At 72.0% G+C, this 15,007-nt stretch carries 8 protein-coding genes and 3 pseudogenes; 7 read left to right on the forward strand and 4 right to left on the reverse strand.

Annotated elements, in window-relative coordinates; all coding sequences use genetic code 11:
- Positions 1 to 196: 196 nt before the first annotated feature.
- The 3 genes and pseudogenes from AQI94_RS39675 to AQI94_RS39685 all read left to right on the forward strand — a co-directional run bounded on the left by AQI94_RS39675 (position 197) and on the right by AQI94_RS39685 (position 3,710).
- Positions 197 to 1,522, forward strand: a complete 1,326-nt coding sequence (locus tag AQI94_RS39675; protein ID WP_062230273.1) for a glycosyltransferase 87 family protein — start codon at positions 197 to 199, stop codon at positions 1,520 to 1,522.
- A gap of 160 nt (positions 1,523 to 1,682) precedes the next feature.
- Positions 1,683 to 2,782, forward strand: a pseudogene (locus AQI94_RS39680) (Cmx/CmrA family chloramphenicol efflux MFS transporter).
- Between the two features lie 145 nt (positions 2,783 to 2,927).
- A complete protein-coding gene (locus AQI94_RS39685; protein ID WP_031043922.1) occupies positions 2,928 to 3,710 on the forward strand; it encodes a serine protease in 783 nt (260 codons plus the stop codon).
- Between the two features lie 92 nt (positions 3,711 to 3,802).
- Here the strand turns inward: AQI94_RS39685 and AQI94_RS39690 are convergent, their stop codons facing one another.
- Together AQI94_RS39690 and AQI94_RS39695 are read right to left on the reverse strand one after the other, a co-directional pair.
- Complete coding sequence (locus tag AQI94_RS39690; RefSeq protein ID WP_031043919.1) at positions 3,803 to 5,188, reverse strand: hypothetical protein; 1,386 nt, start codon at positions 5,186 to 5,188, stop codon at positions 3,803 to 3,805.
- 50 nt (positions 5,189 to 5,238) lie between these two features.
- On the reverse strand, positions 5,239 to 8,250 hold the full coding sequence (locus AQI94_RS39695; protein WP_031043916.1) for a glycoside hydrolase family 3 protein: 3,012 nt from the start codon (positions 8,248 to 8,250) through the stop codon (positions 5,239 to 5,241).
- 200 nt (positions 8,251 to 8,450) lie between these two features.
- On the opposite strand from AQI94_RS39695, the gene AQI94_RS39700 reads away from it, so the two are divergent.
- Positions 8,451 to 8,936 carry a hypothetical protein gene (locus AQI94_RS39700; RefSeq protein WP_225890403.1) on the forward strand — a complete coding sequence of 162 codons (486 nt, stop codon included), beginning with the start codon at positions 8,451 to 8,453 and terminating at the stop codon, positions 8,934 to 8,936.
- Between the two features lie 72 nt (positions 8,937 to 9,008).
- Here the strand turns inward: AQI94_RS39700 and AQI94_RS43690 are convergent.
- Positions 9,009 to 9,380, reverse strand: a pseudogene (locus AQI94_RS43690) (ATP-binding protein); the annotation flags it as partial.
- 58 nt (positions 9,381 to 9,438) lie between these two features.
- On the opposite strand from AQI94_RS43690, the pseudogene AQI94_RS39705 reads away from it, so the two are divergent.
- The 3 genes and pseudogenes from AQI94_RS39705 to AQI94_RS39715 all read left to right on the forward strand — a co-directional run bounded on the left by AQI94_RS39705 (position 9,439) and on the right by AQI94_RS39715 (position 13,137).
- Positions 9,439 to 10,088 (forward strand): annotated as a pseudogene (locus AQI94_RS39705) (helix-turn-helix domain-containing protein).
- Positions 10,085 to 10,273: a DUF397 domain-containing protein gene (locus AQI94_RS39710; protein ID WP_031043911.1), complete on the forward strand. Its 189-nt coding sequence runs from the start codon at positions 10,085 to 10,087 to the stop codon at positions 10,271 to 10,273. The pseudogene AQI94_RS39705 and the gene AQI94_RS39710 overlap by 4 nt, the downstream one beginning before the upstream one ends.
- Positions 10,274 to 10,281: 8 nt before the next feature.
- Entirely contained in the window at positions 10,282 to 13,137 is a 2,856-nt protein-coding gene (locus tag AQI94_RS39715) for a hypothetical protein (RefSeq protein ID WP_051832109.1), read from the forward strand.
- On the opposite strand, the gene cimA is transcribed toward AQI94_RS39715, so the two are convergent.
- The gene (gene cimA / locus AQI94_RS39720) at positions 13,098 to 14,702 is read right to left on the reverse strand and encodes a citramalate synthase (protein WP_031043907.1); all 1,605 of its coding nucleotides are present in this window, start codon (positions 14,700 to 14,702) and stop codon (positions 13,098 to 13,100) included. The two genes, AQI94_RS39715 and cimA, sit on opposite strands and share 40 nt — an antisense overlap.
- Between the last annotated feature and the right edge of the window lie 305 nt (positions 14,703 to 15,007).

Consider the following 15,007-nt stretch of genomic DNA (forward strand, 5'->3'; position numbering starts at 1 on the left):
CGCCGCCACCCTAAGGAACGCCCCGGACCGGCCGCAAGGTTCCGCAGCCCCGCCACCAGGCACTTTGTTTTGTTCACAGTGGCGTGCGGTGGCTGCTGAACAACGCGCCGGGCGCTGGACTCGTGGTCACGGGCCTCGTTCCGGGGGCCGGTACCGCAGCGCGCGGTCCCCGCGCACCGACGCCACGAGAGACGACATGACCCTCACGAAGGGGGCGGCGACCTCGCCCCCGCGCACTGCCCGAGGTGTCCTCACGGGGGTGGGACACCTCGGGCAGGCCTCCCCGTTCGCACCGCCCGGGCGGCGCTTCTGCCTCGCGCGCCGGGCCTGGGCCCACTGGCTCGGGTGCGCGGGGTTCGCGCTGCTCCTGGCGACGACGACGGAGCTGGGCCCGCACCGGGTCTGGGGTGCCTGCGCGGCGGCCGGATACGGTACGGCGGCGCTGCTCGCCACGCGCGACTCGCGCACCTGCAGACGTGCCGCACTGACGGCCGCGCTCCTCGGGGCGGTCGTGGTGCCGCTGGTGGTGCTCGTCGTCTCGGGGGCGGCCCAGTCGGAGGTCGGTGTCGTCGAGCGTTCGGGCGCGCTGTTGCTGCACACGGGCAGCCCCTATCTGCCGCATCCGGCCCACACCGTGGACTACGACCCGTATCTGCCCGGGATGGCGCTCTTCGGCGTCCCTCGCGCTCTCTTCGGTGACGGTCCGCTCACCGACGCCCGCGTCTGGTTCTGCCTCACCTTCGTGGTCTGCATGTTCTTCGCCGGGCGGCGACCGGCCGGGGGCCCTGGGCCGACACCGGTGAGCGCGGTGGCGCTGCTCGCCGCCTTCCCCGCGGTGGCGCTGCCGCTGGCCGTCGGCGGGGTGGACCTGCCGGTGGTGGGGCTGATGTGCCTGAGCCTGGCGCTGGCGGGCCGGGGCGGCTCGGGAACGGCGGCCGGCGTGGCGATGGGCGCGGCGGCCGCGCTGAAGTGGACGGCGTGGCCGCTGCTGCCGGTGGGGCTGGTCCTGCTCGCGGTCACGGCGGGCCGCCGCACGGCGCTGCGGGCGGCTCTGGTCGCGCTGTCGGTGGCGGCCTCGGCCGTCGTGCCCGTCGCGCTCGCCGGCCCGCGCGCCTTCGTCGAGCACGTGGTGCTCTTCCCGCTCGGTGCGGGCGGTGTCCGCTCGCCGGCGGCCAGCCCGCTCCCGGGCCGTCTGCTCGCCGTGCACGTCCCGGGCGGCGCCGCCCTCGCGACGGCCGCGCTGGTGACCGCAGCGCTGGGGGTGACGCTCTCGCTGCTGATACGGCCGCCCCGTACCGTCCGTGCGGCGGCGGACCGGCTGGCGGTCGGTCTGGGGCTCGCCATCTGCCTGATCCCGGCGACCCGCTTCGGCTATCTCGTCCTGCCGCTGGTCCTCGCGGGCTGGTTCCGGTACACGTCGAAAACCGGTGGCTCTGCCTCCGCGGGCCCGGTCAGCCTGCCTCCGTGTCCAGTCCCGAGGCGTCCAGAATCCGGCCACCGGCTTTCCGGTGGCCGACGGTGACCTCTGTCTGACGACTCGTCATCCCCGCTGCCCGAACGGCCGGTTCGGCCTGCCGTGTCGCTGTCCGCGACGTTCACGACTTCGGGTCGCGGGGTTTCCTCATGCCGTTCGCTTGTCTCTGCTGGGTGTCGCCGTGTTCGCACAGGGGACGTCCGAGTTCATGCTGTCCGGGCTGACGCCGGACATCGCCGCCGAGTTGGGCGTCTCCGTGGGGGACGCCGGATTGCTGACCTCCGCCTTCGCCGTGGGGATGGTGGTCGGGGCACCGTCGATGGTCGCGCTCGCCCGGCGCTGGTCGCGGCGGGGTGCGCTGCCGGCGTTCCTGGTCGCCTTCGTCGGCGTTCATGCCGTCGGTGCGCTGACCGACAGCTTCGAGGTGCTGCTGGTCACCCGGGTGGTGGCGGCGCTCGCCGACGCCGGTTTCCTCGCCGTCGCGCTGACGGCCGCCGTGGCCATGGTCGCGCAGGACGCCAAGGGGCGGGCCACGTCCATGCTGCTGGGCGGGGTCACCCTCGCCTGTGTCGTCGGGGTGCCCGTGGGCGCGCTGCTGGGGCAGCTCCCGGGCCGGCGGGCGGCGTTCTGGGCGGTGGCCGCGGTGTCCGTGCCGGCGCTGGTGGCGGTGGCCCGCTCGGTTCCGGCCGGGGCCGCCGAGCGCGGCGTGCCCGCCCCCTCCCTGCGGGGTGAGCTGCGGTCGCTGCGCGGGCCACGTCTTCTGCCGGTGCTGCTGCCGGGTGCCCCGGTGAACGCGCGACCTTCTGCGCCTTCCACCTGTCTCGCGCCTCTCGTCACCGAGGTCACGGGGCTGGGCGACCGTTGGGTGCCGGTGGTGCTCGCGCTGTTCGGTCTCGGGGCGTTCGTGGGGGTGCGGACCGGCGGGCGGTACGCCGACCGGTGTCCGCGGCTGGTCGTGGGGGCGGGCGGCGGCGCCCTGTGCCTCGGGTGGGGTGCGCTCGCGCTCGGTGCCGGGGAGCCAGTCCTCGCGTGCGGACTCGTTCTCGTGCAGGGACGCTGTCCTTCGGTGTCGGCTCCACCCTGACCTCCCAGGCGCTCTACGCGGCCCCCGGCACCCCCACCCTGGCGGGCGGCCTCGCCACCGCGGCCTTCAACATCGGTGCCGCGTGCGGCCCTTGGCTCGGCGGCACGGTGATCGACACCGGGGGCGGGTACCGGTCGGCGGTGTGGGTGAGCCCGGGGCTGGTCGCGGTGGCACTGGCGGTCGCGGTGGCCGGTGTCCTGAACGACACCGCGACCGGCGGCTGAATCGCACCCCTTGTGCGCGCGTTCACAGGATTCCCATAATCCATCGACAGATTTGACCGGCCCATGTCAGAAATTGGGCGAATCTTTGATGCCCAGACTTGGCATGAGCTCGTCAAGCCACCCCCCACCTGGAAGAGGCATCACCTTGCAGAAACTCCTCACGGCCCTCAAGAGATGTCTGGCGGTCGGAGCCGCCGCGCTCGCGATCGCCAGCCTCCAGCCCGTGTCGGCCGCACAGGCCGCGCCCTCGCCCGTCGTCGGCGGCAGCCGTGCCGCGCAGGGCGAGTTCCCGTTCATGGTGCGGCTGTCCATGGGGTGCGGCGGAGCGCTGTACACCCAGCAGATCGTGCTCACCGCCGCGCACTGCGTGAACGGGACCGGGGCGAACACCGGCATCACCGCGACCGCGGGTGTCGTGGACCTCCAGTCCGGCACCGGCCGGGTGCAGGTGCGGTCGACGTACGTCTACCGGGCGCCCGGGTACAACGGCGACGGCAAGGACTGGGCGCTCATCAAGCTCGCCTCGCCGATCAACCTTCCTACGCTGAAGATCGCGACGACCACGCAGTACAACACCGGCACCTTCACGGTCGCCGGATGGGGCGCGGCCACCGAAGGCGGGGCCCAGCAGCGGTATCTGCTGAAGGCCACCGTGCCGTTCGTGAGCGACGCCGCCTGCCGGGGATACAGCGGGTACAGCGGGCTCATCGCCAACGAGGAGATCTGCGCGGGCTACGCCTCGGGCGGGGTCGACACCTGTCAGGGGGACTCCGGCGGGCCGATGTTCCGGCGGGACTCGGCGAACGCGTGGGTGCAGGTGGGCATCGTCAGCTGGGGCATAGGCTGCGCCCGGCCCAACGCGCCCGGTGTGTACACCGAGGTGTCCACGTTCGCCTCGGCGATCGCCTCGGCGGCCGCTTCGCTGTGAGGTGAGGCAGGACTTTCCTGGCCGCGGGCCCGGTGCGTCCGCGCATCGGGCCCGCGGTGTTCGCCCCCGGGCCGGATCACGCGGACCTCCGCTCAGAAGCCGCCGCCCCCGAAGTCCCCTCCCCCGCCGCCGAAATCGCCCCCGCCCCCGAAGTCCCCGCCGCCTCCGAAGTCGCCGAAGTCCCCGGAGTCGAAGTCCGAGCCGGACAGGTCGCCGCCCCCGTAGCCGCCGCCGAAGTCGCCGTAGCCGGAGCCGTAGTCGGCCGCGTAGGCGGGTGTGGCCATCATGCTGCCGAGGACCGTGCCGACCAGCAGGCCGGGCAGCAGGCCGCCGCCGAAGTAGCCGCCGGCCCAGGGGCCGTAGGCCGGGCCCGCGTCCCAGTAGGGGCGGCGGCCCTGGTCGGTGTCGACCTCGCGCATGACCGGGTCGCGGCCGTCGGCGAGGCGGGTGGCGTCCGCGGCGCAGACCGGGACCTCGCGCGGGGCGCCGCCCGGCGGTGTCCATGCGGCGTCGGTGACGGAGGGGCCGTGGCGGGGGTCGAAGAAGCAGGGGGCCCGGCGCTCGGGAAGCGGCCGGCCCTCGCGGCGCGCCGCGAGCTGGGCCAGGGAGAACCGGCCGTCCTCCAGGGCCTGGGTGACCGCCCGCACGTCCTCAGGTCGGGTGGCCGCCCCCATGAGTGTCTTCGCCTGCTCGTACGCGTCCAGCGCCCGCTCGTAGTCCGCGCGCATCGTGTCGTCGGCGCCCGCCTCGGCCGGATGGAAGTCCAGCCGGTCCAGCTCCTCGCCGAAGGCCGTGATGTCCTCGTCGACCACCACCCGCAGCTTCTCCAGCGCGGCCCGCTGCTCTTCCGCGTGCCGGCGCCGGTTGCGGCGCACCAGCGTGTACGCGCCCGCGCCGCCCGCCACGAGCACCGCGCCGACCGTGATCAGTGCCGTGCTCGACACCCCGCCGCCGTCGTCCGCGGAGTGCCAGGTGGACGGGGCCGAGCCACCCATGTTGGTGACCGCGGCGGCGGTGAAGTCGGTCAGCTGGGCGCGGGTGTCCTCGCCCCGGACGGTCGTGACCAGGTTCCGTACGGCCGCCTTCGGCAGGACCGAGGAGTCGGCGCGGGCGTCGAAGGCGTCACCGAGGCGGACCGCGTAGACGCCGGTGATGCCGGTCGCCGTGCGCAGCTTGGTGAACAGGTCCTGCTTCGGGTAGTCGGCGGGCAGCACCGCGACGAACAGCGGCTTGTCGGCCTTCGTGATCCGGTCCGCCAGCGCGTCCGCGTCCTTGGCGGACAGCTGGGCCGCGGCGGCCGGATCGACGTAGACCGGACTCCTGCGCAGGGCCTGGCCGATCTCCGAGACGCTCGTGGTGCTCTGCGCCGACGCGGGCGGGGCGGTCGTCGCCAGGGCGGCCAGGGCCGCGAGCACCAGGGCGAGCAGCAGCCCCGGAAGGCTTCGGGTCCGTACGACGGCCTGCGCGATGGCCTTCATACCTCGACGCTACCCGAAGCCCCCCGAAAGCGACCTCTCCGGCCGCCCCGTCAGGCCGCCCGGTACGCCTGCGTCAGCTTCCGCACCGCCTCTCCGTAGCGCCCGGTCAGCAGGAGGTGCTCGGCGTCGGCGAAGGGCGCCGCGACGGCGGCCGTCATGCGCGGGCCCGCCTTCTGCTGGACGATCAGCCGGGCCTTCTCGACGAGCGCGCGGCCCCTGTCGTCGGCACCGGCCCGCTCGGCCGCCCCGGCCGCGGCCCCGAGCGCCGTGAGCGTGGCCACCCCGCCCTCCGGGACCTTGGTGAGGGTGGTCAGGCCCCAGCCGTAGGGGAACTGCGGGTCGTACGTCGGGTCGCCCACGTTGATCGGCAGCTGGGCCTCGGACCTGGGCCAGGTGACGGGCAGCCGGCCGGTGAAGGCCCGCCTGCCGTAGAGGACGTCCGCGACACCGTCGCCCTCCGTGCCCGGCAGCCAGGAGGCGACCAGGGCGTCGATGCCGCCGAGCCGGTCGCCGATGAGCTGCGGCCGCCCGGAGACGATCAGCACCGCGCACTTCATGGCCGCGCACACCTTGTCCACGGCGGCCCGGTCGGCCGCGGACAGCTCCAGGTCGTTGCCGTTGCCGACGTCTCCGACGCCCTCGGCGTACGGGGCCTCGCCGACGACGACCACACCGACGTCGTGGCCGGCGGTCGGGGCGGAGGCGTCCTTGGAGTACGTCAGCTGCGCGGAGTTCCTGCGTATCGCCTCCAGGATCGTCGTGCCGGGGGTGATGTCGCCGGAGGCGCCCTGCCAGGTGACGGTCCAGCCGCCGCTCTGGTTGCCGATGTCGTCGGCGTTCGACCCGGCGACGTACACCTTCTGCGACTTCTTCAGCGGCAGCACGCCCCCGGAGTTCTTCAGCAGCACCTGCGACTCGGCGGCCGCCTGTCGGGCCACGGCCCGGTGTCCGGCGGAACCGATCTTCGAGGCGCCGCTCGTGTCGGCGTACGGCTTCTCGAAGAGCCCGAGCTTGAACTTCTGGGTGAGGATGCGCGACACGGCGTCGTCGATCCTCTTCTCGCTGACCCGCCCGGCCCGCACCTCCGCCACGAGCGCGGTGTGGAAGTCCTTGTAGGCGTAGGGGGCCATGACCATGTCGACGCCGGCGTTGACGGAGGTCCGGACGTCCGAGGCGTAGTCGCCGGGGATCTGGTCGATGCCGTTCCAGTCGCTGATGACGAAGCCGTCGAAGCCGAGCTTGTCCTTCAGGACCCCGTTGATCATGTCGGCGCGGGCGTGCATCTTCACCGGGCCCCGGCCGTCACCGACGATGTCGAGCGAGGAGTACGACGGCATGACCGTGCCGACGCCCCGGTCCACGGCCGTCCGGTAGGGGGCGAGGTGGATCGCCTCCAGCTGCTGTCGGGTGACCGTGGTGACGCCCTGGTCGATGGTGTAGGTGCCGGTGGTGGAGGAGCCGTACGCGGTGCCGCCGTCGCCGACGAAGTGCTTGGCGGTGGCGAGGACCTTGTCGTCGTCCTTCAGGTCCCGTCCGTCGCGGGCGCCCTGGAGGCCCTGGACGACCGTCTCCATGGACTCGACGAGGGCCGGGTCCTCGCCGAAGGACTCGTAGGAACGGCCCCAGCGTTCGTCCCGGGTGACGCAGAGGCAGGGCGCGAAGTCCCAGGGGATGCCGGTGGCACGGACCTCGGCGGCGGTCACGGCCCCTGTCCGCTGGGCCAGTGCGGGATCGCGGGTCGCGCCGATGCCGATGTTGTGCGGCATGACGGTGGCGCCGACCAGGTTGTTGTGGCCGTGGACGGCGTCGACGCCGTAGACGAGCGGGATCTGGAACCGGGTGGCCCGCGCCCGGAGCTGGAAGGAGTCGATCATCTTCGCCCAGGCCGCGGGGGTGTTGGGCGTGGGTGTGGAGCCGCCGCCGGAGAGCAGCGAGCCGAGGTCGTCGGCGGTGATGTCGGCACCGGTCCCGACGGCGCCGCGCTCGGCCTGCGTCATCTGGCCGGTCTTCTCCGCGAGGGACATGCGGGACAGGAGGTCGGCGACCCGTTTGCGCACGGGGAGCTTGCTGTTCAGATACGGCAGCCCGTGCGCGTCGATGACGACCTGCGGGGTCTCGGCGGGGGCCTTGGCGCCGGTGACGGTGAGCTTGAGGGGGACGGTCTCGGCGGCCTCGGCGGCCGTCTTGTCCTTGAGGGTGTGCACCCGCACGGTCCGGGTGGTGCCGGAGGCGGTGCCCGCGGGGAAGGTGAACTCGCCCTTGAGGGGGGTGTAGTCGGAGGTCGACGCGGAGCCGCCGGTGGTCTCGTAGGCGACGGTCACGGGCTCGTCGATCGGCGCGGAGCCGGTGGTGGCGAGGGTGACCTTCACGGTGGCCGTGCCGCCCTCCTTCACCGGGTACACGGCGGAGTCGGTGAGCACCGAGGCACGCAGCGACTGGTCGGCTCTGCCGTACAACTCGACGCCGTCCATGGCGAATTGACCTGGTGCGCCGACGGGGAGGGTGACGGCGTACCCCCACATCTGCGTCAGTCCCAGGACGTGGTCGATGCCTCCGACGGGCTGGTAGTCGGTGCGGTACGCGAAGTCCGTGAAGGGGATCTCGATCTGCTTCCAGCCGGTGAAGTCGTCGGTGAAGGACGTCGTCCACAGCTCGGAGGCCTCGCCGTTGGCACCGCCGTCCTTGAGTTCGAGGGCGACCTTCTTGCCGTTGTCCTGTCCCTCCCACCACAGGCGGATGCCCCGGTGGGCGGACCAGTCGTGGGCGGGTTCGGCGAAGGCGAAGTCGTGCGTGAAGCCGCCGTAGCCGCTGATGTCGTAGGTGCCGGAGAGGACCTGGTCGCCCTCGGGAGCGTCATCCCGGCTGCTCAGCCGCAGAGTTGGCGGGTCGTCGGTGTCACTGCCCCAGGTGAAGAGGCCGCCTGCCGGCGGGTTCGCGAAGGGGACTTCGCCCTCGAAGCGGTCGACGGGGACCGGGGGCGGATCGTCGGCCGCGCGGGCGACGGCCAGCGGCAGCAGGGAGGTGAGCAGGGCGGCGGAGACGAGCAGGGCGGTTCTTCGCATGGACCTTCCCTCGGCTCTCAGGGGTCACACAGGACTTACCTCACGGCGTGAGTGAACTCAGGCCCCGCATATCCGTCAAGACGTCGCGTCCGGCCATCGCGTCCCGCGCGAGTTGTACGACCGCAACGCGACCGGTGCACAACGGTGGTCGCACGGGGCGTCGAGCGGTGGCATCGTCGGCGGAGGACGGGGGTGGGGCCGTGAGACGACGATGCGTCAGCGGGGTGGCTCTGGTGGCCGCGGCCGTGGGGCTGCTGAGCGGGTGTACGGCCGTCGATCTGCCCCTGGCCGGGGTCCGGGTCGGGGCGGACGGGATGCCGTACGCGCTCCTCAGGCCGTGCGGGGACGACAGCTACCGCACGCCCGGGCTCGACGGGTCGGTCGGGGACGACGGCCCCGTCACCACCGGGTGGTCCGTGAAGAGGACGAGGCTGAGCGGAGACGCCGACTTCCCGCTGTTCTCGCCTCCGGCCGCCTGGGACGCCCGCCACCGGGGCGCCCGGCGACTGCTGCCGCAGCACCACTACACGCTGGGCTTCGGCCACTACGTGACCGGCGACTCCTACAACGGCATCGTCACCTTCACCACCGCGGACCTCGACGCACTCACGCCGGGCCAGGTCTGGGCCGACAGCCGGGCGATGAGCCGTCACGACTTCGAGAAGCTCGCCGAGGACTCGTGCTGAGGACGCGCGCCGAGGGCGGTCCCTCGTCAAGCCCGCCGGTGACCTGATCACGAAGTCGCACCGCACGACCTTGCCCGGGTCCCGCTCCCGCACACCCCAGTCATCGGCCGGCGCCGCCACAAGCAGCAGTCCGCGGCCGTGTTCCGACTCCGGCGCCGTGTCCGGGGTCCGGATCTCGCCCGGGCCGCTGTCGTGGACCTCCACACGGAACACTCCGTCGGCGAGCAGGGCGAGGTCGAGGCGGAAGCAGCGGTGGGGCGGAACGCCGTGGAGGAGAGCGTTGGTGGTGAGTTCGCTGACACAGAGGAGGATGTCGTCGCTCCGCCCGGACACGCCCCAGTCGGTCAGCGTGATACGCGTCAGGTCCCTGGCCACCGCCACTGACCTGCGGTCGCGGGGGTAGAGGGCGGTGCGGGAGTGCAGGAGCTGGGCTTGGGGGCTCACGGGGCGACTGTCACAGCAAGTGACTGCCGTGGGGCAGTGAGTGAGGTCGTAGTTCCCATTGCTACGACCTCACTACGAGGGCCTGGGGTGTGAGGCGGTCGGCGCACTCCTGGCGCACTTTCGGAAACAGGCCCGCCTGACGCAGGAACAGTCCGCCGAGACGGCGAGCATCCATGTCGACACAGTGCGGTCGATCGAACAGGGAAGACTGGCCCTCCAGCCGGACCGGGCGGAACAGTTCGACCAACTACTCGCCACCAAGGGGGCGTTGCAGTTCGCGCAGTCGTTGGTGGATCATGAGCAGGAGGCAATGAGCGTCCTGTCCTACGAGAGTCTCGCGATTCCTGGACCGCTCCAGACTCAGGACTACTGCCGCGCCGTAACGGCCGAGCAATGGGTGAACGCCCGCATGGAAAGGCAGTTGGTACTGCAACGGGAGCGGCCTCCTGTGTGCCACTTTGTCCTGGAGGAGAGCATCCTCCAGCGGCCCGTCGGTGGTCCGGAGGTGATGCGGGAGCAGTTCCGCCGTAGCGGGTGTCGCCGGGGCACGAGCGGCTGGTCTACCTGGAAGTACAGAGTGCCGGCTTCCTCGTTGAGGATCCCGACGAGGTCAGTGACTATGAACTGAAGTATGGAATGCTGCGGTCAGAGGCCCTCTCGCCGCGCGAGAGCGTACGCCTCGTGCATGGATTGCTAGGAGAACGATGAGCACCGCACTTCAGTGGATCAAGTCCAGCTACAGCAGCAGCGAAGGCGGCAACTGCATCGAGGTCGCCACCCAGCCGTCCGCCGTGCACATCCGCGACTCCAAGAACACCGGCCCCAACCTCACTGTGGCGCCCGCGACTTGGGCCGCCTTTCTCGGGCTGGCGCGGCGAGACGAGATCAAGTAGAGCGGGGCATGTCCAGCGGGGGGTATGCGTGGCGCGGCAGTGGGGAGCGCGCCGCCTATGAACGAGCCGTCAGGGCCAGGCTGAAGGACCAGCGGCTGCGTGAACTGCTGGAGCGACGGCCCACGGTCACCCAGGACGCCGTCGTGGCGGCGATGTGCGCGGAGTCCGTCGTCCCGCGCGTTGTGGGCACGTCCGCCCGGACGTTCACACATCGGCTGCACCTGCGCGCGGGGCGGCTGACCGACAGCCATCGCTGGGCCACTCCCCAGTCGCCCACGCTCTCCGCGCTCGGCGGGACGGACGACTGCGCGACCTTCGCCTGCGGTGGCGGCTGTGCCTTCCTCTTCCTTCTGGGGCTGCTCACCTCCTGGGGAGCCTCCAAGCTGCTCGCCGCTCCGCTCGCCCTGCTGCCCATCCTCACCGTCCTGACGTTCGTCCAGGCCCGGCGGGCGGTCCTGCGCAGCCTGCCGGACACCGACCCGCCGTCCGTGTGGCAGGCGGCTTTCGTGGCCGCCCCGCTGGTCCCGCTCATCTTCTTCCTCTGGCTGCTGGAGCAGCTGACCGCCGCTCTCTGGATCCGGGATCTGCGGCGGGGGCAACTGCCGCGCACGGTGGACCGGGTCGTCGAGGAACTGCTCGGCGACGACCGCGGCACCCTGCTCGTCACCAGCAGCCACGAGGGGCTGCGCTCACCCCGCGGGCACTACTTCGTCTACAACGGCTCCGCGTCCGAACTGAACCGCAAGATGGACCAGTTGGACGGCGGGGTGATCGCCGTGAGCGGGCCCCGTGGGGTCGGCAAGACGACGCTCATGGAGAACTGCGTACGCTCCGACGACTTCGCCGTGTTCGCGCACGCCCCCGCCACCTACGCCCCGCACGACTTCCTGACCTCACTGTTCGTCACGGTCTGCCGGACCTACATGAGCCGGGCGGGCTACGACCCGCCCGAGTTCGTGCGACTGTCCTACGTGCGCAGAGCCGTCCGCGCGCTGTCCCGTCCCCTGGGCCGCGTGCTGCGCCGGCTGGCCTTCGCCGTGCCCGCCGCGGCCCTGGTGGTGGCCGGTCTGTACGCCACGGAACGCACCCTGGAGGCGAATCACCGGCCCTGGGCCCAGGGGCACGGCGAGGAGCTGTGGGAGGCGGTCACCGGCTTCGTCCGGGACGTCTTGGACGGCCGGAGGCCCGAGGCGGCGCTCGGCCTCGCCGTAGCCGGGATCGCACTGTGGGTGCTGCGGGACTCCCAGGCCTTCTCCCGCTGGGTGCGGGGGATCACCGGCACGGTCTTCAGCGTGGTCACGATCGGGTTGATGGCCGGCCCGGTCGTCTCGCTCTACCTGGACGACCAGTTGCGGCAGTGGGTGCCGGCCATGGTCACGTGGTGGTCGGTGGCGCTGTTCTTCCTCTGGGTCGGGTGCGGCTTCCAGTACCTCAACACCGACGCCGGCTCCATCTCCCGGGTGCTGTGGTGGCGGGTGGACCGGGCCCGGTTCTACGGGCCGCCCGCCAAGCTGATCCCGCTGGTGGCGCTGGTCCTCGCCGCGGTGGACGAGGACACCCGGCCCCTGCTCACCGACCCCGATCACTCGGTGCGGATCCTGGTGTTCCTGCTCGGGGCGCTGCTGCACAGGCTCGGCAGGGGGCCCTGGTCGTTCCTGCGACCCGCCCCCCGCCTGGTCGTCGAGTGCCGTGATCACCTCTACCGGCTCCAGACCGTGCAGAGTTCGAGTGCCGCGCTGACCTCCGGTGCCGCCGCCCAGTTGCTCACCCTGGGTTCCTCGCACACCAGCACCCTGACGTCAGTCCCTCCCAACTACCCCGCTCTGGTGGGTGAGTTCCGGGAACTGCTGACGCGGATCGCGTTCGACGAGTGCCTCAGGGGGCACCGGGTCGTGATCGCCGTGGACGAGCTGGACCGGCTCGGCACCGATGTGCAGGCCCTGGCGTTCCTGGGGGAGATCAAGGCGATCCTCGGGGTTGCGCACGTGCACTACCTGGTGTCCGTCGCGGAGGACGTGGGTGCGGCGTTCGTACGGCGTGGGCTGCCGCACCGGGACGTGACGGACAGCTCGCTGGACGATGTCCTGCACGTGCGGCCGTGCGGGGCGGCCGAGGCGGGCCGGATCCTCGCGCGGCGCGCACCGGGCATCGGGGAGCCGTACGTGCTGCTCGCGCACGCCCTGTCCGGGGGCCTGCCGCGGGACCTGATCCGTTACGCGCGCCGCCTGCACGAGATCAAGTCGGCAACCCGGCAGGCCGAACTACCGGACGTGGCGGCCCTGTTGATCGTGGAGGAGCTGTCGGAGACGCTGGCGGGCTTCAGAACTCTGCTGGCCAAGCAGCCGTGGCGGGCGGGCGACCCCGACGTGCTGGGGCTGTTCCGCAGCGTCAGCGCTCATCTGCGGGCCGTCTGCCCCTGCCAGGAGCCGATGGAGGAACTGAAGCGGGCGCTGGCGCGGCTGGCGGCGCCCGACACGGCCGGGCTGGACGAGGCGGCGGGTCGGCTGGTGGACGAGGCCGCCGCCTACGTCTGTCTCTCCCTGACCCTGCTGGAGGTGTTCGCGCTGCCCGACTTCAACCCGCGCCGGGAGCAGGCCGAGGGCTCGCCCGGCGGGGCCCCGGACCTGCTCGCCGAGGCCCGCCAGGAGCTGTCGCTGTCGCCTTACACCGCCCGGCACGTCATCGACGGGATCCGGCGGGCCTGGGGGCTGTCGCCGGTCGCACCGGAACCGCTGGACGCGGCGGCCGTCGTACCACCGCCGCGCCGCCCTGAGTGCGAGCGCCACCGGGTGATCCGCCCGGTCGCGCGGGGAGTGGTCAGGACCTACTCGGCCGGCTCCACGCCCGCCCGCAGCAGACCGTAGGTGTACGCGTCCTCCAGTGCCTGCCAGGACGCCGCGATCACGTTCTCCGCGACGCCCACCGTCGACCACTCGCCCGTGCCGTCCGAGGTGGAGATCAGGACGCGGGTGGTGGACTGGGTGCCGTGGACGCCTTCGAGGATGCGGACCTTGTAGTCGACGAGGTCGAGCTTGGCGAGCTGGGGGTAGATCTTCTCCAGGGCCACGCGCAGGGCGCGGTCGAGGGCGTTGACCGGGCCGTTGCCCTCCGCGGTGGCGACGATGCGCTCGCCCTTGGCGAAGAGCTTGACCGTGGCCTCGTTGGCGTGGCTGCCGTCGGGGCGGTCCTCGACGATCGCGCGCCAGGACTCGACCCCGAAGTACTTCAGGGGCCTGCCCTGGACCTCGGCGCGCAGCAGGAGTTCGAAGGAGGCGTCGGCGGCCTCGTACGTGTAGCCCTTGAGCTCGCGCTCCTTGACCCGCTCGACGACCCGGCCGACCAGCTCGCGGTCGCCGCCGAGGTCGACGCCGAGTTCCTTGCCCTTGAGCTCGATCGAGGCGCGGCCCGCCATGTCGGAGACCAGCATCCGCATGGTGTTGCCTACCTGCTCGGGGTCGATGTGCTGGTAGAGGTCCGGGTCGACCTTGATGGCGGAGGCGTGCAGGCCTGCCTTGTGGGCGAAGGCCGAGACGCCGACGTAGGGCTGGTGGGTGGAGGGGGTCAGGTTGACGACCTCGGCGATGGCGTGCGAGATCCGCGTCATCTCGCGCAGCTTGCCGTCCGGCAGCACCTTCTTGCCGTACTTGAGCTCCAGGGCGGCGACGACCGGGAACAGGTTCGCGTTGCCGACACGCTCGCCGTAGCCGTTGGCCGTGCACTGGACGTGGGTGGCGCCCGCGTCCACGGCGGCGAGGGTGTTGGCGACCGCGCAGCCCGTGTCGTCCTGGGCGTGGATGCCGAGGCGGGCGCCGGTGTCGGCGAGGACGGTCGCGACGACCGCCTGGATCTGCGCCGGGAGCATGCCGCCGTTGGTGTCGCAGAGGATGACGACGGAGGCGCCGGCCTCCGAGGCCGCCCGTACGACGGCCTTCGCGTACTCCGGGTTCGCGCGGTAGCCGTCGAAGAAGTGCTCGCAGTCGACGAAGACCCGGCGGCCCTGGTCCGTCAGGAAGGAGACCGTGTCGCGGACCATCTCCAGGTTCTCGTCCAAGGTCGTCCGGAGCGCCAGTTCGACATGGCGGTCGTGCGACTTGGCGACCAGGGTGATCACCTCGGCACCGGAGTCCAGCAGGGCCTTGACCTGCGGGTCCTCCGAGGCCTTGGCGCCCGCGCGGCGGGTCGCGCCGAAGGCGACGAGCTGGGCGTGCTTGAAGTCGATCTCCTGACGGGCGCGGGCGAAGAACTCGGTGTCCCGCGGGTTGGCGCCGGGCCAGCCGCCCTCGATGAAGCCCACGCCGAAGTCGTCCAGGTGCCGTGCGATGGCCAGCTTGTCCGCGACGGTGAGGTTGATGCCCTCCCGCTGTGCGCCGTCGCGCAGGGTGGTGTCGAAGACGTGGAACTGATCGTCGAGCTCGCTGGTTGCGGTCATGGTCTCAAGGCTCCTGAGGATTGGATCTCGGTCGTACCGGAATGACCGGCTCCACCGCCCCCACATACTCCCTCGCGCTCTCGCCTCCGGCTGCGGGTGGGCCAGAAAAGCGAAAAACCCCTCGCGGGTGCGAGAGGTCTGCGCGCGGGTCGAGGACGACGGTGTCCACCCGTACCTGGTCGTACGTGGTGGTCACTGCGGACCGGCGCGCCTGCTGCCAATAATCGTGGCGAACGAGAGCACGGGGGCAGTCTGGCACAGACCGCCCCCGTGCTCACCCTCCGTCTCAGGATGCGAGCACTGTG

This window comes from Streptomyces pseudovenezuelae (assembly GCF_001513955.1).
GTDB classification, from domain to species: domain Bacteria; phylum Actinomycetota; class Actinomycetes; order Streptomycetales; family Streptomycetaceae; genus Streptomyces; species Streptomyces pseudovenezuelae.